The sequence below is a fragment of the Streptomyces sp. NPDC003016 genome (assembly GCF_053591455.1).
The window spans coordinates 38,393-55,141 of sequence record NZ_JBSFTV010000022.1 but is presented as its reverse complement, the minus strand read 5'-3'; the positions used below and the strand labels follow the sequence as shown (position 1 = coordinate 55,141).

Here is a 16,749-nt window from a genome sequence, read left to right as displayed (position 1 = left end):
GGCGGGCCCAACGCTCCGAAGGAACCAGAGATGCAGCACTACACCGACGACCCGTTGATGGACGGTCCGCGCCGTATTCACGGCCTCATCCTCGAACCCGTCGGCACCACGAAGACCTTCTTCGGCGCCGACGCCCACCTGTACGGGGCGGCCTGCCGGGCGGGGGACTGGATGGACGCCCGTCCGTACGACGACCAGGCGCACGCCGAGGGCTTCGACCAGCACATGGCCGATGTGCAGCAGAAGGTCCACGAGACCGAAGCCGCTACGTCTGGGCAGGATGACCGCCCCGACCAGGAGGCGTGACGTGGCGTTCCGCATCAGCGCGAAGGAGGCCGCGCGCTACCCCGGCCTCCGCGCACGGCTCGATGCCCAACGGACCCCGAAGAAGCAGCCGGCCAAGGCCCGCGCGAAGGCGCCGAGCAGCAGCTCCGCCGTGTACATCGAGTGGGACAAGGCGCAGGAGGTGGGCAGCTCCCGGCACTGGGAGATCGAGCTGCCCGACATGGCGCTGATCAACGCCAACGACCGTGACCACTGGGGCAAGCGCCAGCGGTTGACCGCCGCGATACGGGAGGCCACCGCGGTACTCGCCCGCACGCAGAAGATCCCGCAGTTGACCCGGGCCCGGGTCGTGTACGTCGTGCACCCGAAGGCGCGCACCCGCGTCTTCGACCCGTCGAACTGGTCGCTTACGGCGAAGGCCGCCGTGGACGGCCTGAGCGACGCGAAGGTCTTCAAGGACGACAACGCCGGCATCGTGACCGGCGTTGACCCAAGGGCAGGAAAGCGCCAGGACGGCGCGCACATCAGGATGTCGCTGGTCATCGTGGACCAGGGGGAGGAGAACGCAGGTGTCTGAACTGGAAGAGGAGAAGACGGCTCGGCAGCGCGCTGCCGAGCTGTTCGAGGAGGCGGGGCTGCGGCGCGAGCTGGTGCCGACGTACGCGGACGCGCTGCTCGCACTGCGCGACACGGAGAACGCGGCGAAGCTCCGCGCGGCCGGTCACGAGCGGGCCGCTGCCGTCATTCAGCCGAACCCTGACCTCATCGACGCCGCGTGGGGCGAGGACCGGTGACAGTGCGGACGCCGATGGAACGGCGCCCTGCGCCGGTGGACAACCAGGTGAAGAGCGGCGTGCCGCACGGCTCTCCGGCGCTCTGGGAGGGCGAGTTGGCCGCGCTCTACCGTGATGCGACCTTTCTCCAGCGGCCGGACACCCGTACGGACAAGCAGGCACATGTAGCCGTGTTCACGACCGGGCTGACCAGCCGAAATGGAGGATCGCTCGGTGGGTTCGGGGCGGCCTGCGACCCGGGCAGGATCATGCTGAATGAGGACTTGATCTACGTGGCACACGAGGTCGGGAGGCTGTTGCGCTGCCGACGTCGTGCGTGCCAGTCGCTCTTCGCTGCGGCCGAGCGTCAGGACGGGGACCTCGATCACATCCGGTCGTACTACGGGCTGGAGCACCGGATCGGCGTCCGCGTCGAGCTGGGGCTCCGTGTCCGGCATGAGGGCCGCCCCGGGACGATCATCGACACCCGCGGGCAGTACCTCGTCGTCCGCCTGGACGACGAGACCGTACCGGTGACCGTGCACGCCACGTCCGGCATGACGTACCAGGGCAAGGACGGGTGGGTGCGGGCGGTCCCGCTGCCGGACCCGTACGCCGCGGTGTAACGAACCCGCGGGTCACTCCGTCTATCCCGTGCACGGCCCCCTGCGTCGGCGCCCGCCGACACGTTGCTCATGCAGGGGGCTGTGCTCTGGGGAGACATCGTGAGCACAGCCACCACCACCGATCGCGCCAAGCTGCTGCGCGAGGCGTCCTTGACGGTCTGCGGCCGGCGCGAGGGCAAGACGAAGTCCTGCAACTCGTGCCTGCGGAAGGCCGACGCTGCCGTGCAGCTCATCAAGGGCCCGACGCTGAACACGCGGCTCCTGCCGCGGGTCGCAGACATCGTGTGTGGTTCGGACGGCCAGCCCTGCGGCGACTGCTGGGAGAAGGCCACCACCCTGATCCTGGAGCTGCGCGGATGAGCTTCGACTTTCCTCCACCGATGATGGTTCAGGGCGAGGTCATCAGTGGTGGGATGAAGTACGGCTGCGTGCAGCAGATCTTCGGCGTCTCGTGGCCGATGGTCCCGCCGACGGGCTGGCGCTACGTCGCGGGGAAGGTCAAGGCCCTGCTGTACGGCGAGGGCGCCATCTGCGAGTGCTGCGCCGAGGCCGCCGTCAGCACGGGCTCGTGTGCACGCCCCACACCGTGCGCCCCGGTCCGCATGACCATCGTGACGGGCCGGGAGTCGTACCCCCTGACGGACGACCTGCTGAGCACGTACTCGTCGTTCAACCGGTTCCGACTCGTCGCCACACCAGCCGAACCCGCGCCGTTCGCCTTCGCCCACCTGGAAGTCGCAGCCCCGCAGTGGGTGCGCACAGAGCCGGCCAGGCGGCACGAGCTGATGGGCGAGGTGGTGGCCCGGCTCAAGGAGATGGACCCCGGCCTCGCCGGTGGCGATGTCCGTACATGCTTGTGGGACGGCTACCGGGAGATTCCCTACCCGCACGACTGGGCTCGGGCGTCTGCCGATCAAGGCCGGTAGGCTGACCCCATAACTGAACACCCGGGCATCGGCCCGGACCTTTGCCGAGGCGTACGAGCGAGCGCCTGGCACACCGCTCCGAATCAATCAGAAGGGCAGTCCCATGCCTCCTGCTTCCGTGGTCTCTTCCGGCTTCGGCCTCTCCATCGCGACGTGACGTGACGCACCCCTGACCTGGTGTTTCCTCTGCAATCCGCGTCACGTCACTTCCCAGGAGACTGCTGTGCCTTCGTCCGACTCGATACTTGCGCGCGCCGCGTTGGGAGCCGCGAGCGCGTTCGGTTCGGCCTGCCGCTGGTGTACGCGCCGCCGCTACGAGGTCGCCCCGGCGGCCGCGACGGCGTCCCTGACCGGCATGTCGTGGCTTCACCACCTCGACGGCATCAGCCCCACCGAGCATGCCGTCTACGGACTCGTCACGGCCGCCGCCGGCGCGCTCACGGCCGGGGGGCTGAAGCACAAGCACAAGGGCATCGCGACCGCGGGCGCCAGCAGTGTCGTCGTGATGGCCAACACCTGGATCGGCGCCGGGGTCGGCCCGTCGGTGCCGTCCCTGGTCGCCAGCTTCCTGGTGACCGGCGGCGCGTACGCGGCGTACGTGCCGTGGCTGGTGAAGTCGCGCCAGGACCGTCTCGCGCTCCAGGTGAAGGCCGCCAAGGCGGGCGTCACCGCCGAGGGCCTGGGCGACAACGTCCTTACGCCGGGCGTCACGGGCTCGACGACGGAGGAGACCGCGCTCCTGCGGGCCCTGGTCGCGATGCTGGCCGTACCCGCGGTCGATGTGACCTCCTTGGACTACACCCCGTTCGGCTGGCGGGCGGTCGTTGTTCTTCCGGCCGGCCGCAACACCGCCCCGCAGAAGGTCATCGCCCGCAAGGACCAGCTCGCGAACAATCTGGGGCTCGGTGGGAAGCTGCGCCTGGCGAAGGGTGAGAGGGACAACGAACTGGTCGTCTCGCTGTACGAGTCCGACCCGCTCGCCTCCCCCATTCCCTGGCCCGGCCCGTCGACCACGACGTGCCAGGAGCCGGCAGTTCTCGGCGTGGACGCGTTCGGGCAGCCCGTGCTCGCCCCGCTGCTCTACAACCACGTCCTCATCGGCGGAGCGACCGACAACGGGAAGTCCGGCATCCAGAGCGTGCTCATCGCGTACGCGGTCGCCTGCGAGGACGCCGAAGCGCTCCTCATCGACATGAAGCCCGGTGCCGTGGAGTTCGGTCCCTGGCGCGACAGTGCCCTCGCCCTCGCGGACACCCCGAGCCGCGCAATGCAGCTCCTCAAGGGGGTGTGGGCCGAGGTCGAGCGCCGCGGTGCGCTCCTGGCCTCGCTGGGGGAGAAGAAGTGGGTCCCCGGCAAGCACGGGCCGGCGTGGTTCGTGTTCATCGACGAGCTGGCCGAGCTGGTACGCCGCGTACCGCAGGCCGCCAAGCTGATCGAGTCGCTGCTCCAGGTCGCACGGTTCGTGGGCATCACCCTGGTGTGTGCCACGCAGTCGCCCTCGAACCGGGTGTTCGGCGGGTCCACCGACGGCCGCCAGCAGTACCAGCTCCGTATCGGCCTCGGCGCGCGGGAATCCACCACCTCCAACCTGATCTTCGGCCCGGGTGCGTACGGCGACGGCTGGTGCCTGGACGAGCTGGACGCCCCGGGCAAGTTCCTGCGCTGGGACCGCGAGCACCAGGTCCCGGTCGAGGCCCGCGCGTTCTTGATGACCGACGAGGACGTTGCGGCGACGAACCGCCGCTACGCCCCCGCCAAGGCGGACAGCGAGGCCAGGGAGCACCCGCAGCCGCCCCCGGAGCCGGAGGACGACCCGACGCCCCCGAAGCCGCCCACCCCGCCCTCTGGCGGCCCCGGAGGCGGCCGCCCGGTACTCCGCGCGGTGCCGACGTATCCGGACGGCTCGGAGATCGCCGACGAGCGGCATCTCGCGCTGTGGCAGGCGATCGAGAAGGCGGGGCCGGCCGGGATCACGATCGACGCCCTGGTGGCGCTCGGGCTGCCCGAGTTCAATGCCCGCTCGTCGGTGAACGGACCACTGGGGCAGTGGCGCCACAAGGGGTGGGTGATCGAGGCTGGCAAGCACGGGCGCGCGATGGCGTTCCGTACGGTGCCGCGGCTTCCGGTCGCCGAGGTGCCGGCGGCCGCCGAGGACTCCGAGTCGGTCACGATCGGTGGGTGAGGCGGCGCCAGCAGCCCGGGACACTGTCCGGGGCGTGGGCGTAGAGACAGGGATACCGGCGGTCGCGGGCGGCACCGTCCCCGCGACCGCCGTGGTGCGTGTGCCCTCGGGCGGCCCTGTTCTCGTGCCGCTCCAAGGAGGCGCTCGCCCATGCTCCTCTGGAACACTTAAGGCCTCGCCCATGAGGAGGAGCACTTGTACCAGATCCGAGCGATGTGGCACGCCTGGCGCACCGGTCACCGGCCCTGGTCCGATCAGATCTTCTGGCCCGGTGGGTATGGGAGGGTCTGGTTCTGCGACTGCGGTGAGCAGTGGTGGCCCGAAGGCGAGGGCGTCCCCAACTGGCGTGAGAGCACGGTCCGCAGGGAGCGGCCCGAGTGACAGATCCCGGGGAACGCCGCGGCGGTGACTGCGTGGGATGATCTCCGCCATGACCAAAGGGTGGGGAAGAACCGCGGCGAGCGCACTGCTCGCGGCCGCGGTGTTGAGCACGGCGGGATGCGGCGGCGGAGAGGCGGATGCCAAGACGCCCGCGTCGCCGAGTCCGAGCGTCAGCAAGCTGCCGGCGACGGTCCCGGAAGCGGCACGGCTGTACCAGGAAGACCTGCGCGAGTTGCAGATCGAGGGGTGCCCTGCGGACTGTGGGCTGGAGCTCACCGAGGTCTACAACAACGCGGCACTGCTCCGCAAGACGATGCGCGAGTCCGACGCGCCCCTCGGCACGTTCACCGGCGCGTACCGGGCGATGGACGCCCTGACCAAGGGCTACGTCCTGCACGGCCAGGGCGAGGACACGGAGAGCACGCGCCCGCTGGTCCTCGGCCCGGCGTACGAGCTCAACGACTGGCTGACACAGAACCCCGTCGAGTAGCCGCAACCTCTGCCGCTCGTTGACCTGACAGAGGCTGCGAGAGCCGTTCTTTCTATCAACCTTGATAGATAATCAATCAACCTTGATAGGTAAATTCGATGAGCACCGAAAAGTTCTCTTTCGCTATTGATGTCATTCACGCTTCGCGACTTACTGCCATCAAGAAAAAGCATGCGCGGGCTATGGCTAAGCATGCCCAGGAGCTGCGCGGTGAAGGAATGAGTGCGACTGAGGCGCGGTTGACTGTCCGTCGTCTGCGTCCGGAGCTGTGGCCGACGCTGAGTGGCATCGTCGCGCGTGCGGTCGAGAAGCGTCTGGCCGAGCCGGACCTGGCCGGCCCGTGGACGCCGCTGGACCCGGACGAGGAGGAGATCGCGGCTCTCTCGGGTCGCGGGCCGGGCAAGAACTACTTGGGGCACCTGGTCACGCGCACCTATGAGCTGCCGACTGCGCTGGTCAAAGCTCTGCGCACAGCTTCAGTACGGGTGAGCGCCGCGCCCTTGGCGAAACTGGACGAGCTGGGGCTGACCTACAACAGCCTCCACTACAGCGAGGAGGAGCAGCGCCAGCGCGAGGAGTTGATCGAGCTGGTGTTCTCCGCTCCGCGGATCGTGCGCCAGGCCCTGGAGCGGTACGGGCCGTGGCCGTCGGAGGATCACCCGCCGTCGTTCCCGCCAGCCCCGCCTAGCCGTTAATTCAATCAACCTTGATAGAGTAATCCGGCTTCGCGCGGCGCAAAATTACTCCCATTGAGCGAATTCCCGAAGGAGCTTGAATTCTTGTTGTCGGTAGGTTAAGAATTCTCTTGCTTCGGAATTTTGAACATGAGGAGGGCGTTGTGCCTGCTGCCGTACCACCGATTCCGGATCTCCCCCGGTACACGACGTGGGCCGCCGTACCGGAGAAGCTCTACACGAAGACACAGCTCGCGCAGTTGGACCCGCCGCTCAAGCCGGCCGCCGCCCCGGTCGGCCAGGTCCTCTACCACGGCAACTGCTACGCCCCGCTGTACGAGGTGACCACCGCGGTGCCGAAGCGTCGGGTCTCACCCGCGCAGCGCGCCGCGCTCGACCGCGCCCGAGAGTTGCAGTACCGGTGCCAGCGCTGCGGTGTGTGCGAGCAAGCACCGCTCGGCAAGGGCCGGTTCTGCGAGCCGTGCCGGTACGCGATGACGATGTGGGACCAGCACGAGCAGGCGCAGGCCCTCGCCCGCGAGCTGGTCGCCGACCCGGCCGCCGTGCTCCTGGTCGTGGACGTCGAACCCGACTCACTCCCGGAGGCGCAGGGCGTCGCCGTCGTCTCCGTCCACGACCGCCAGGTCCTCTACGCCGCCCCGGCCGGGGAGTACGGCACCCCCGAGCGCGGTGCCGTACTCGACCGGCTCGATGCTCTCCTGGCGGGCCGCCGCGTGGTCGAGGAGCCCGACTTCATGGGCCCGCACAGCCGCTACCCGTGGGCCCTGCTGCGCCTGCCGAACTCAGGGCCGGTCGTCTCCGGCCGCGACCCGCTGCACCCATGGGCCGCGCCTTCCTCGGCGGCCAACGCGAGCGTCACGAGGATCTGGGCAGGGTGGTTCGGCTGGACCGACCGCCGCTCGTCCACGACCGCGTGCGCCCCGTGGGAGTGGAGCGGCGACATCCCGATGCCGTGGACGCGGTCGCTGGACCTGGCGGCTGACGGACGGTCGATGGCCGGTGTGCTGCACCGCATCGCGGACGGCACCGAGCCGGTGTGGGAGCGGGCGGCGTGGACGCTGGACGACCACGGGGTCGGCACCCCGGACAGGAGCGGAGTCTGATGTCGTCGCTTCGAATCATGGACTCCGACCCCGGCAAGGCGCAGCGCACTGCGGCGGCCGTACAGCGCGCCCTGGAAGCGTCGCCGGAGGTCGTCGTCGGCAACGTGTCGGAGAAGGCGAACCACCGGGACGCCGGCCTACGCGTCTTCATGGAGGTGCTGCTGCTGGAGGCACCCACCGGGCGCAAGGACGTCGCCCAGGAGGTGACCGTCGAGCGCGCCGACCGCCCCCGGCAGCGCACGCCCCGGCGGCCACTGCCGCACGGCCGCCGCAGGGAGGGAAGCGCATGACGCCCACCGCCGACGTCTGGCGCTCCCTCGAGGGCGGGAACTTCCGGTCCTGGGGGCAGGAGTAGGGGTCCGAGTAGGAACGGACCAGGAACCCGGTGTTGCTGTCAGAAGTTTTGACAGTCGCTGATCCGGGCCGGCCGTGGCGGCCGGGCACCCCGCCGCCGACGCCGATCGACCCGGACCTGCCGAGCGCGGACATCCGCATCGGGTACGCCCGCTGCTCGACCCTCGGGCAGGAACTCGACTCCCAGCTCGACGCCCTCAGCAAGCACGGCATCCCCAGGGACAAGATCTTCAGCGAGAAGATCAGCACCCGCATCCGCGTACGGCCCAAGTTCGAGGAAGCGCTGCGGACAGCGCGGCAGGTCAAGGCCCACGCCCCGCACTGCCGGGTCATCTTCACCGTGTACGAGATGAAGCGCCTCGGCCGCGACGCCGCCGAACTCACCGCGCTCGCCGACCACCTCACCGCCCACGGCCTCATCCTGGAGATGCTCGCCGGGCCCCTGCCCGGCATCTACGACCCCACCGGTCCGGGGAAGCTGCTGTTCGCGTTCTTCGCGGCGATGGCGGAGACCGAGCGGGAGAACATCCGCGAGTCGACCCTGGAGGGGCTCGACACCGCGGCCCGCAAGGGCAAGCACGGCGGCCGGCCGCCGGTCATCACCGACGACATGCTCCACACCGTGCTCCGCAGGCGGGCGCTCGGGGAGTCCGTCGAGCAGATCCAGCCCGACCTGTTCATCCCCACCGGCAAGCGCAAGGGCCAGAACCCGTCGGTGGCCAGCGTCTACCGGGCGCTGGCCGAGCACGCCAAGCGCGAGGCGTACCCGGAAGCCGTCGAGGCCGCGCACACAGACTTCGCTGCCCTGAAGGCCGGGGAAGTTCCCGGGCCTCGCGGTACGGACGAGGTGCCGCAGATGCCGGGAGCCGTCCAGTGATCCCCGCCCCGCACCGGATGAAGGGCGGCGCCCCGCTTCTCGGAGCGCTGCCCGGACAGGTCGGCCCCTTCGGCCCGTACGGCGCCGACATGCGTGATCCTGGAGACATGGAGATCGAGATCCTGGTCGTGCCGGACTGCCCCCACCAGCAGCTCGCCGAGGAGCGACTGCGGCAGGCCCTGGACGACGCTGGGCTGAACACCACCGGCTTCACCACCCGGGTGGTCACCGACCAAGCCGAGGCCGAGCGGTCGGCCTTCACCGGCTCCCCGACGATCCTGATCGACGGCCGCGACCCGTTCGCCGAGCCCGGCACCACGCCCTCGCTCTCCTGCCGGATCTACCGCACCCCGCAGGGCCCGGCCGGGGAGCCCGGGCTCGACCAGCTCCGCCAAGCCCTCCACGAAGCCGCCGGCACCGCAGCCTGACCGCCGAGGAGCGGCACGACGCACAGGACCCCGACGGTCACCGCCGGGGTCCTGTGCTGTTCAACCCGACAGTGGGCTACAGCGGTTCCGCGGTGGCCAGCGCGTCGCGTAGATCGGCGGGAAGCGCGGGGTGGTCGCGCCAGACGACGCAGGTGTTCAGCATGCTCCGCCAGATCGAGCGGGCCGCCTTCGGGTCGGCGAACGGGCCGCCGAGGGCGTCCAGGAGCAGACGGGCGTAGTGGTTGATGGCCTTGCCCAGGGTCTCCGGGACGCTCAGGATCAGCTCCGCTTCGGCGCTGCGAGGTTCTTCCGCCAGTTCGGGCAAGCACTGCTTGAGCTTGTCGGCGGTCTGCTGCACCTGGTCGGTACCGAACTCGGCGAGGGCGCTCACCTGCTCGGCAGTGGGCAGGGGCGTGACGGTCGTGGTCATGGCTCTGGAGCGTACGGGTGCGGAACCCGGCGGATCAGCCGGACAGGTGAAGTGGCCCGGACGTCACGGGCGGACCAGCTCATGCGTCCCTTCGATCCGAAAGCTACTGGCGGGTTACTTGTCACCTCGTTCGCTGCTCGTTAACGGCACCCCATCTACCGCGCACTCGCCGAGAACGAGAAGCAGGAGGCGTACCCCGAAGCCGTCGCCCAGGCGCACGCCGACTTCGCCGACCTCCAGGACGTCGACGACATCCCTCGCCCCCGCCGGGTCCGTATCCGACGTCCTGGCGACCCGCTCGCAGCCGACGAAGCCGACCTCCGCCAGCAACTCCAGACCCAGCCTCACCCGAACTCGGAGACCGCCACCCAGGAACCATGATCGTTCTCAGCGCCAACCGCTGTACCGATGTTCCCCAAGCCCGAAGTTCGCGGCAGGGTCTGCCACCCCGCCGCCGCCCCGGGCCTAGCGCACGATCTGGCATGAAGGTTCCTCAATCCTCTTACCCGAGATAACTTCGGCCGCCGGTCCCGGGTGCCCGGGACGTAAGGGAGCGAGGTCCCGCAGTCTTCCCCTTCGTGCGCCTGCCTCATCACGGCAGACCGCTTACCGAAGGGAATTTCTATGACCAACTGGACGCCCAAGCTCACCAACGTCAAGGGCACCGACGGCACCGTCGGGACCGGCGAGTACGTCGAGTCGAACGGAGTCGCGACCTTCACCGCCCAGATCGTGGCGAAGACGGAGACCTTCGCCGTGGACTCGGCCGGCTTCGGTCTGACCCTGCCGGTCCCGGCGAAGACCGGCACCCGGTACGTCTTCGCCCTCAGCCTGGACGGCCGCGACGCCGACCAGGGCATCTGGACCGGCGAGGCGCAGATTTACGCCGGCGCGGACGGCAACACCATCGAGCGGCTGCGCACGGTGGGTGACATGGCCAACGGCGCGGCGCTCCAGAACGTGACCCACGTCTACGGCGGCGACAAGGGCGAGATCATCACGGTGACCGGCTCCTACCTCACCGCCTAGTCTCCAGCGGCCCCGTACACGGCGCCGCGCAACCGAGCCCGGCACCCTTCCTCGGGTGCCGGGCTTCTAGCTGCCCTCGCTGCGGGCCCGCAAGGCGGCGGCCGCGGTGTCGAGCGCGGCATGCAGCTCGGGTACGAGGGTGAGAGCGGCGGCCACCACGTCGGCCGGCGCCTCGGGGTCGGCCTGGACGATGCCGAATGCCTCAAGAGGCGTCAGTGGGACGAGTCGGGCGGCCCATGCCCGATGGGCCTTGCCGGAGGCGTAGCGGTCCGTCAGCAGTTCGATGGGAGACAGCGCAGGAGCCTCTTCCGTACCGCCCCGCAGGAGCCAGGCGATGCCCTTGGTGCTGACGAGTTTGCACATCCGTTCATCATCCGGGTACGAAGACGTGCTGCTGACGGAGGCTTCCACCAGGCGGGTCGCCATCGCCCGCTCGCGCTCGTTGCGGGGCCGCGGGTTCTTCACCTTGTCGAGCCACCGCCGGGCCTCCCAGGCGCTGATCCAGGGGAAGTCCTCTGCCTCTTCGGCGGCCATGGCCATCCGGATCGCGGCCAGCGCCCACACGGGGTTGGTGTAGTCGCGGCGGAACGTCACATCCGTCAGGACCTCGGCGTCACGCTTCTTCGCGGCCCGCTGCATCTGGCCGGCCGTGGGGCCGTCGAGCCACTGGATGCTCCACACCCGACGTCTCTCGTCGTACTCAGCCTCGACTTCCCTGGGCCGGAGACCGAACTCCTCCGCGAGCTGGGAGGTGAGCCGGTGCAGGCGCGCCGAGCGGTTAGCGACCGCCATCGGAGGTCATCCCGCCGATAATCCGCACCGTCCGGCCGCTGATCTCGCTGGCGGCCGCTTCGTCCCCGGCGCTCAGGGCCTCGCGGAATCGGCGGGCCTGGTCCTTCTCCGCACGGATCTTCTCGACGGCGGCCGGGTTCTCCAGGTTCTTGATGGGGAAGAGGACGGGACCGAGCCGGCCGCCGTACTGCTGGGCGTACGCGGTGATCAGTTGCAGGGTCTGGTGGGGGTCGACGCCCGGGTCGCGGTAGACCTCGTGCTCCTCGTCACCGTCGAGCGCCACGCTTTCGCTGATACGCCGCTCGAAGTCGCGAAGCGCGGTGCGCAGCGATGCGATCTTCTCGTGCGCGCGTCGCCAGTTGGCGTCTTCGGCGGCCCCCTGGAGCTCGGAGAACTTCTGCACGACGTGCGCGTAGTCCTCGGCGAGATCCTGTTCCTCGCTGGTGCCGCCCACGATCTGGGACAGGTAAGGTCCGTCGGTCATTTTGCGCCCTTCGCCGGGAAGTTGGGGTGCGGCCAGTCTTCCACGGCTACGGTGACCATTCGGGCTCGATGTCGCATTCCCCCGTGTGCGACATCGAGCCCATTCGTTTGCGGCCCGCCCAGTAGGTGGCGTCAGTCCATGTACTCGCGTGGGATGACCAGAGCCGTGGCCGGCTGGTTGGGCGGAGGGCTGACGGTGATCCAGCCGCGTGAGGTCTCGTAGGCGAGGTTGTCGTCGCCCGGGTAGACCGGCTCTGTCTCGCTCGCGCCGTCCCAGCGGACCGCGATGTACTGGCCAGCGGTGTCCTCGATGACGCCTTCGACGCCGGTGTCGTGGCGCTTGAGGCGCCCGCCGATGAGGATGCGTACACCGTGGCGCTCTTCGAGCTGGTAGTACCAGCGGATGTAGATGAGGTCACGCATCTGCCGGCGGACGTTGCGGGCGGCGACTTCGGCCGCGGCGTCGGCGTCCGTCGTAGGTGCACGCGCACGGCTGCTGCGCCGGCTCGTCGTCTTCGAGGTTGTCGTCGAGAAGGTCGTACGGGGCTGTGGTCATACCGGTGCAACGAGCCGGGCCGTGTGGACGTGACGGTCAACGGGTGGTCCGCAGCGCTCCCGGGCGCAGGGGGGTGCCCAGAATGCCGAGGACAAGCGTGCGGTGAGCGGCGTGCAGGGTGCGGATCGCGGCGCGGCGGGCGCCGGGCGGGGGAACGTCGCCGCGGGGGCGGCCGGGCTTGGTGGGGACCCACAGGTAGCCCGGGTCGGTGCCTTCGAGTACGGCGGGGATGGCCTTGCGTTGGCGCAGCCACCGTTTGAGGGTGCGCACGGTGGCGGCGTCGAGAGCCAGGGGGCCTTCCTCCAGGAGGATGCGCGGGGGCTGGTGGTCGAGCTGGAGGTCGGTGGTGTCGAGTTCGGCGAGCTTCCTGATGGGGTACCCGGTGGCCGCGACGAGGGAGGCGAGGGCCGCGGTGCGGATGGTCGTGGCGGCGTTGGCGCCGGTGGGGCGGCGTACGGCGAGGGTGTGGATGATGCGGTCGGCCTCGTCGGGGTCGAGGTGTTCGCCGGTGGGGTTGGGCGGCACCTCCAAGCGCCAGGGTGTGCCCAGGTACTCGGCGAACATGTTGTACGTGATGACGCGGCTGCGGGTGGTTGCTTCAGCGGAGTCGGCGTGGGGGCCGCGCAAGGTGTTGCGCTGGCGTGTGAGGCCGGCTCGGGCGTCTTCGAGCCAGGCGTGGGCGCGGGGGAGAGCCAGGAGGTCTTCGGCGCTCAGATCGCGCGGTGTGCCCTCGGTGTTCAGGGCGTGTTCCAGGTACTCGGTGAGGTAGCGGCCGCGCAGGCGCCGGGTGCCGAGGGCGAATTTGCGCTCCTCCAGGTCTTCGAGGAACGCGCTGATGGCGTCGAGGGCGGGGGTCACGCCGTCAGCGTACGTAAGACGCGGCGCCTGCTTCATGTGGTTGCCGCGCGGAGCGCGTCCGCTTCTTCTGTTCCACGGCCCGCGGACTGCCGTCGGCCGGTTGGGGGGTGTGAAGAGATGCAGCGCGGAGGCGCGGGACGGGGCCCTGCGCGCGCCGGTACGGCGGGGAGGGTGCTTGGCACCGGCGGTCCCCGGCCCCGTCCCGCGCCTCCGCCCCGCTTTGCGCGCCGCAGGCGCGCTCCTTCGGAAGCATGGTTACAGCAAAAAGCAGCTCACGACCGCATCCCGTCCTCCTGCGGCTAGTCCCTGGGTCCGTGTCGGAACGGTACGGTCCGGCTTGGTCCGTTACGGTTCGACACGGACCCAGAACGACCCGCAGGGGATTACGTGCCTGGCTGAGGCAGGATGGTGCTTTTTACTGTAACCACGCCTCTCTGAAGTGGTCGGCGCCCGCCGGCACCAGCGGCAGGGTGATGAGTCCTCGCTGGCAGTCCCCCGGGGGGCGCGTCACCACATAGACGCAGTGGAAGCGCGAAGCGTTACACCTGTGCTGACCGAGATACGGCAGAAAGCCCTGGGAGCTATCGGCGGGTTACTTGGGGGGAAGAGCAACCGTGCCGGATCGTGCGGCAACGGCCCGGCGACGCGATGCCACAGATAACGGGCCATTGCCCGTGGCAGATCATCACGGACAGCACAGGCGCACGATCTGACGTCGAAGTTCCCCAACCCCCTACTTGCTCCCAGGTGCTCGAGTTAGGACTGCAAGGCCGCCTACGCTGGAACCCTCACCTCGGAGGGACCCGATGGCCTACATAGTCACGCTCCAGTTCAAGCCGCCTATCGGCCCGTGCGTCACCGGCTGGTGGGACGACAGCGTGACCGCTGAGCAGAAATGGCGGGAGTGGGTGGGCACCTACGGCAGCCACCCCACCGCCCGTATCCAGCTCGTGGAGCAGACGGCGGACGGCGAGGTGCCGGTGAAGTGCTGGCCACAGGAGACCGGCGAAGTGCGGGCCCTCGCCTGACCCGCCGGTCACCGGCTGGCGACGCGCTCGCGCACGGCCCGACGGACCGGCCCCAGGTCCGCGACTGGGATCATGCCCTGCATCGGCAGGCCGGCGTCCCGCCACATTTGCGCGGCCAGCCGAGCGTCGCCGCCGGCGTCCGCGGTGACGACCTGCTGAGCGATGGAGAACGCGAGCGCGCCTTCCCCGAGGTCCATGAGCCGAGCGACCATCCGTACCGTGCCGAACTCGCCGCGCTGTTTCTTGCTGGCGGCCGTCGGCTCGTTGTACCGGTACACCAGCACCCAGCGGCCCGTCAGCTCCCGAGCCCGCCGGATCATCGCCGCCCCTCGCACTGTCTGCTCCTGCTCGGTGCGGATGGTCTCCACGTTCCCGCTGTCGGGGCGCAGCGTCAGCAGGCCGCGCCGGCTAGGGGACTCGATCTCGACCTTCTCCAGGAACGCCGCGAACGGGTGTGTCTCGTCGAGGGTTTTCATCGACTGCTCGACCTGCCGGGCGCTGAACGCGAGGTCGACGGCCAGGGCCTCGACGCGGCGCAGCCAGGGCGCTTCCTGGCCTTCGGGGCACGGGCCGGCCGCATGCGCTGCGGCGGCCACCAGAGGGGTGTAGTCACTCATTGGACCATCATCCTCTCGCGGCACCGGCGGCCACGCCGCCGGTGCAGGTTCAGGCAATGAGGCCGCGGCGGTGGACGTGCGGCTCGTAGACGGCCAGGAGGATGGCTTCAGCGCGGTCAGGGGATTTCATGCCGCGGGCCTGCATCTGCTTCTTCGACTCCACGACGGCGTGGCCGCCGGCGTTGTTGCCGAGGTTGGGGGTGGTGAGCTGGATGCCTGCGTCGCGGTCGACGCGCAGGCGCAGGCGGCCGGAGCCGGTAGCCGGGTCGGGCTGGAGGAGGGCGCGGGTGGCGAGCCACATCTCGTCCCGCTTGCGGTAGGGCCGCATGACGGCGCCAGGGTCGTCGCGCTCGGGTGATTCGGAGACCATCACACCGATGATCTCGCTGTTGTGCTTGCCGTTGTCACCCCAGACTTCGAGCATTCCGACGGCTCCGTGGCCGAGGCCGTTCTTGTCGATCTTGACGTGGACCTTCGCGGTGGACCCGAGGGCCTGCGCCAGGCGCTCCGCGGCGTGGACCTCTTCGAGGATCTTCTTAGCGACCTTGACCTGGTTGTCGTTGACGCTGCCGCTGGAGTGGTGGCGGTGCTCGATGGCGTCGCCGACGATCCTGTAAATAGTGAATTCGTCGCCGCCGTCGGCCGCCACATCCACGCCCAAGCGCACCCAGGAGCCGCGTCTGACGGTGTGGGTGGCGGTCTCGCCTTGCAGGCCGAGGTCGCACAGGCGAACCCAGCCGGGGCCGGTGGGGTCGTCGTTCTTCTGGGCGTCCTCGACCCAGGTGACGGGGATGACCTTGCCGCCGCCGCCCTTGGGGAACTTGGCGTAGACCTTGGCGATCACGTACGGGTGGTCTTCTCCGTACTCGCGGATCGTGCGGTCCACCCAGTCCATGTCGGGCAGGTGGATCGCGAGAGAGTGCTTCGGTACGCCGGCGGGGCAGTCGTTGCAGAAGGGGACGCGTTCCTTCGTGATCGCGGGGGAGTCGAACGTGGCGATCGGCACCGTGACGGTGGTGGGCTCCTCGGGGCTGTCCCCTTCCTCGCACAGGCCCTCGAACCAGGAGCGCGGGTCGTCCGCCGGCGGGTTGCCGATCGCGAGCATCCGCGCGTCACCGGTCAAGAGGTTGTTGGTGCCGTTGCCAACGCCGCGCCCGATGCCGCCTGCTTCGTCCACGATGATCAGGAGCTTGGGGGTGCCGTGGATGCCCTGCATGGCCGCCTCGTCGTTCTCGGGGGCGGTGAAGCCGTACGCCACGACCACGTCATTGCCGAAGTTGTCCGGCATCTTCCACTGGGTGGTGTCACACCAACCGGGCAAGCCTGCGCGCGCGACGGTCTTGCGGATGTGCGGCCAGAGCTGGTTTCTGACCTGCCGGAACCGGGTGGCGGTCGTGACGATGACCATGGTCCCGGGCGGGTTCACTGCTCCGGCCCACGCGACCAGGCGGCCGGCGATCCACGTCTTGCCGACCCCAAATCCGGCGGGGACGGCGATGCGCTTGTGGAAGGGGACCGCGTCCACGATGTCCCGCTGCTTCGACCAGATCGACTCCCCCAGCACGTCCTCGATGAAGCCCGAGGGGGTGTCGTGCCAGAGGCCGTACATGGTGCCGGTCTCGCGCTCGACCTCGGTGAGGACGTGCGCCAGATCCACCGGGTCGAGCGTCTTGATCACGGCGCGGCGTGTAGCCACCGGGGCACGCAGCAGCAGGTCGGCGATGCTGGAGGCGTCGGAGGAGCGCACGCCCTGGCGCTGCTCCTTCGACGCGTGGGCGGCGACCACGACGGGGGTCGGTGTGCGCGGGGCGGGCATGGCGCGCACGATGCATCGCC

At 69.6% G+C, this 16,749-nt stretch carries 24 protein-coding genes; 16 read left to right on the top strand and 8 right to left on the bottom strand.

Annotated features, from left to right (window positions below; genetic code table 11):
* Positions 1-30: 30 nt before the first annotated feature.
* The 14 genes from ACWDZ4_RS20355 (at position 31) to ACWDZ4_RS20290 (ending at position 9,120) form a co-directional block, all read left to right on the top strand.
* Positions 31-306, top strand: a complete 276-nt coding sequence (locus ACWDZ4_RS20355) for a hypothetical protein (RefSeq protein WP_451509798.1) — start codon at positions 31-33, stop codon at positions 304-306.
* A 1-nt stretch (position 307) separates the two neighbouring features.
* The gene (locus ACWDZ4_RS20350) at positions 308-862 is read left to right on the top strand and encodes a hypothetical protein (protein ID WP_451509797.1); all 555 of its coding nucleotides are present in this window, start codon (positions 308-310) and stop codon (positions 860-862) included.
* Complete coding sequence (locus ACWDZ4_RS20345) at positions 855-1,079, top strand: hypothetical protein (RefSeq protein ID WP_451509796.1); 225 nt, start codon at positions 855-857, stop codon at positions 1,077-1,079. The genes ACWDZ4_RS20350 and ACWDZ4_RS20345 overlap by 8 nt, the downstream gene beginning before the upstream one ends.
* A 14-nt stretch (positions 1,080-1,093) precedes the next feature.
* Entirely contained in the window at positions 1,094-1,684 is a 591-nt protein-coding gene (locus ACWDZ4_RS20340; protein WP_451509795.1) for a hypothetical protein, read from the top strand.
* A gap of 99 nt (positions 1,685-1,783) precedes the next feature.
* Entirely contained in the window at positions 1,784-2,044 is a 261-nt protein-coding gene (locus ACWDZ4_RS20335; protein WP_451509794.1) for a hypothetical protein, read from the top strand.
* Positions 2,041-2,610, top strand: coding sequence for a hypothetical protein (locus ACWDZ4_RS20330; protein ID WP_451509793.1), 570 nt, complete (start codon positions 2,041-2,043; stop codon positions 2,608-2,610). The genes ACWDZ4_RS20335 and ACWDZ4_RS20330 overlap by 4 nt, the downstream gene beginning before the upstream one ends.
* Positions 2,611-2,833: 223 nt before the next feature.
* Positions 2,834-4,792: an FtsK/SpoIIIE domain-containing protein gene (locus tag ACWDZ4_RS20325; RefSeq protein ID WP_451509792.1), complete on the top strand. Its 1,959-nt coding sequence runs from the start codon at positions 2,834-2,836 to the stop codon at positions 4,790-4,792.
* 195 nt (positions 4,793-4,987) lie between these two features.
* Entirely contained in the window at positions 4,988-5,173 is a 186-nt protein-coding gene (locus ACWDZ4_RS20320) for a hypothetical protein (RefSeq protein ID WP_451509791.1), read from the top strand.
* Between the two features lie 49 nt (positions 5,174-5,222).
* Positions 5,223-5,663: a hypothetical protein gene (locus ACWDZ4_RS20315; protein WP_451509790.1), complete on the top strand. Its 441-nt coding sequence runs from the start codon at positions 5,223-5,225 to the stop codon at positions 5,661-5,663.
* A 98-nt stretch (positions 5,664-5,761) separates the two neighbouring features.
* Positions 5,762-6,358, top strand: a complete 597-nt coding sequence (locus ACWDZ4_RS20310) for a hypothetical protein (RefSeq protein WP_451509789.1) — start codon at positions 5,762-5,764, stop codon at positions 6,356-6,358.
* A 143-nt stretch (positions 6,359-6,501) separates the two neighbouring features.
* Positions 6,502-7,461, top strand: coding sequence for a hypothetical protein (locus ACWDZ4_RS20305; protein WP_451509788.1), 960 nt, complete (start codon positions 6,502-6,504; stop codon positions 7,459-7,461).
* Complete coding sequence (locus ACWDZ4_RS20300) at positions 7,461-7,751, top strand: hypothetical protein (RefSeq protein WP_451509787.1); 291 nt, start codon at positions 7,461-7,463, stop codon at positions 7,749-7,751. The genes ACWDZ4_RS20305 and ACWDZ4_RS20300 overlap by 1 nt, the downstream gene beginning before the upstream one ends.
* Positions 7,752-7,864: 113 nt before the next feature.
* Positions 7,865-8,692 (top strand): recombinase family protein, encoded by an 828-nt coding sequence (locus ACWDZ4_RS20295; protein ID WP_451509786.1) that lies wholly within the window; start codon positions 7,865-7,867, stop codon positions 8,690-8,692.
* Entirely contained in the window at positions 8,689-9,120 is a 432-nt protein-coding gene (locus ACWDZ4_RS20290) for a DsbA family protein (RefSeq protein ID WP_451509785.1), read from the top strand. Before ACWDZ4_RS20295 ends, ACWDZ4_RS20290 begins: the two co-directional genes overlap by 4 nt.
* Positions 9,121-9,196: 76 nt before the next feature.
* On the opposite strand, the gene ACWDZ4_RS20285 is transcribed toward ACWDZ4_RS20290, so the two are convergent.
* Together ACWDZ4_RS20285 and ACWDZ4_RS20280 are read right to left on the bottom strand one after the other, a co-directional pair.
* Positions 9,197-9,550 (bottom strand): hypothetical protein, encoded by a 354-nt coding sequence (locus tag ACWDZ4_RS20285; RefSeq protein ID WP_451509784.1) that lies wholly within the window; start codon positions 9,548-9,550, stop codon positions 9,197-9,199.
* Between the two features lie 114 nt (positions 9,551-9,664).
* Positions 9,665-9,898, bottom strand: coding sequence for a hypothetical protein (locus ACWDZ4_RS20280; RefSeq protein ID WP_451509783.1), 234 nt, complete (start codon positions 9,896-9,898; stop codon positions 9,665-9,667).
* A 276-nt stretch (positions 9,899-10,174) separates the two neighbouring features.
* On the opposite strand from ACWDZ4_RS20280, the gene ACWDZ4_RS20275 reads away from it, so the two are divergent.
* Positions 10,175-10,579, top strand: coding sequence for a hypothetical protein (locus ACWDZ4_RS20275; protein ID WP_451509782.1), 405 nt, complete (start codon positions 10,175-10,177; stop codon positions 10,577-10,579).
* A gap of 66 nt (positions 10,580-10,645) precedes the next feature.
* Here the strand turns inward: ACWDZ4_RS20275 and ACWDZ4_RS20270 are convergent, their stop codons facing one another.
* From ACWDZ4_RS20270 to ACWDZ4_RS20255, 4 genes are all read right to left on the bottom strand, one after another.
* Positions 10,646-11,371, bottom strand: a complete 726-nt coding sequence (locus ACWDZ4_RS20270; RefSeq protein WP_451509781.1) for a hypothetical protein — start codon at positions 11,369-11,371, stop codon at positions 10,646-10,648.
* Positions 11,358-11,855, bottom strand: a complete 498-nt coding sequence (locus ACWDZ4_RS20265) for a hypothetical protein (protein ID WP_451509780.1) — start codon at positions 11,853-11,855, stop codon at positions 11,358-11,360. Before ACWDZ4_RS20265 ends, ACWDZ4_RS20270 begins: the two co-directional genes overlap by 14 nt.
* A 131-nt stretch (positions 11,856-11,986) precedes the next feature.
* On the bottom strand, positions 11,987-12,277 hold the full coding sequence (locus ACWDZ4_RS20260; RefSeq protein ID WP_451509779.1) for a hypothetical protein: 291 nt from the start codon (positions 12,275-12,277) through the stop codon (positions 11,987-11,989).
* Between the two features lie 169 nt (positions 12,278-12,446).
* The gene (locus ACWDZ4_RS20255; RefSeq protein WP_451509778.1) at positions 12,447-13,268 is read right to left on the bottom strand and encodes a hypothetical protein; all 822 of its coding nucleotides are present in this window, start codon (positions 13,266-13,268) and stop codon (positions 12,447-12,449) included.
* A gap of 806 nt (positions 13,269-14,074) precedes the next feature.
* On the opposite strand from ACWDZ4_RS20255, the gene ACWDZ4_RS20250 reads away from it, so the two are divergent.
* A complete protein-coding gene (locus tag ACWDZ4_RS20250; protein ID WP_451509777.1) occupies positions 14,075-14,296 on the top strand; it encodes a hypothetical protein in 222 nt (73 codons plus the stop codon).
* Between the two features lie 8 nt (positions 14,297-14,304).
* Here ACWDZ4_RS20250 and ACWDZ4_RS20245 read toward each other — a convergent pair whose 3' ends face one another.
* Together ACWDZ4_RS20245 and ACWDZ4_RS20240 are read right to left on the bottom strand one after the other, a co-directional pair.
* Positions 14,305-14,913 carry a hypothetical protein gene (locus ACWDZ4_RS20245; RefSeq protein ID WP_451509776.1) on the bottom strand — a complete coding sequence of 203 codons (609 nt, stop codon included), beginning with the start codon at positions 14,911-14,913 and terminating at the stop codon, positions 14,305-14,307.
* 49 nt (positions 14,914-14,962) lie between these two features.
* Positions 14,963-16,729 carry a hypothetical protein gene (locus ACWDZ4_RS20240; RefSeq protein ID WP_451509775.1) on the bottom strand — a complete coding sequence of 589 codons (1,767 nt, stop codon included), beginning with the start codon at positions 16,727-16,729 and terminating at the stop codon, positions 14,963-14,965.
* Positions 16,730-16,749: the final 20 nt, after the last annotated feature.

Excerpts from the sequence above, each read along its gene's own strand:
- ACWDZ4_RS20275 (WP_451509782.1), top strand. The coding sequence starts at position 10,175 with ATGACCAACTGGACGCCCAAGCTCACCAACGTCAAGGGCACCGACGGC.
- ACWDZ4_RS20340 (WP_451509795.1), top strand. The coding sequence starts at position 1,094 with ATGGAACGGCGCCCTGCGCCGGTGGACAACCAGGTGAAGAGCGGCGTG.
- ACWDZ4_RS20250 (WP_451509777.1), top strand. The coding sequence starts at position 14,075 with ATGGCCTACATAGTCACGCTCCAGTTCAAGCCGCCTATCGGCCCGTGC.
- ACWDZ4_RS20270 (WP_451509781.1), bottom strand. The coding sequence starts at position 11,371 with ATGGCGGTCGCTAACCGCTCGGCGCGCCTGCACCGGCTCACCTCCCAG.
- ACWDZ4_RS20315 (WP_451509790.1), top strand. The coding sequence starts at position 5,223 with ATGACCAAAGGGTGGGGAAGAACCGCGGCGAGCGCACTGCTCGCGGCC.
- ACWDZ4_RS20265 (WP_451509780.1), bottom strand. The coding sequence starts at position 11,855 with ATGACCGACGGACCTTACCTGTCCCAGATCGTGGGCGGCACCAGCGAG.
- ACWDZ4_RS20300 (WP_451509787.1), top strand. The coding sequence starts at position 7,461 with ATGTCGTCGCTTCGAATCATGGACTCCGACCCCGGCAAGGCGCAGCGC.
- ACWDZ4_RS20240 (WP_451509775.1), bottom strand. The coding sequence starts at position 16,729 with ATGCCCGCCCCGCGCACACCGACCCCCGTCGTGGTCGCCGCCCACGCG.
- ACWDZ4_RS20285 (WP_451509784.1), bottom strand. The coding sequence starts at position 9,550 with ATGACCACGACCGTCACGCCCCTGCCCACTGCCGAGCAGGTGAGCGCC.
- ACWDZ4_RS20330 (WP_451509793.1), top strand. The coding sequence starts at position 2,041 with ATGAGCTTCGACTTTCCTCCACCGATGATGGTTCAGGGCGAGGTCATC.
- ACWDZ4_RS20310 (WP_451509789.1), top strand. The coding sequence starts at position 5,762 with ATGAGCACCGAAAAGTTCTCTTTCGCTATTGATGTCATTCACGCTTCG.
- ACWDZ4_RS20245 (WP_451509776.1), bottom strand. The coding sequence starts at position 14,913 with ATGAGTGACTACACCCCTCTGGTGGCCGCCGCAGCGCATGCGGCCGGC.
- ACWDZ4_RS20355 (WP_451509798.1), top strand. The coding sequence starts at position 31 with ATGCAGCACTACACCGACGACCCGTTGATGGACGGTCCGCGCCGTATT.
- ACWDZ4_RS20260 (WP_451509779.1), bottom strand. The coding sequence starts at position 12,277 with ATGCGTGACCTCATCTACATCCGCTGGTACTACCAGCTCGAAGAGCGC.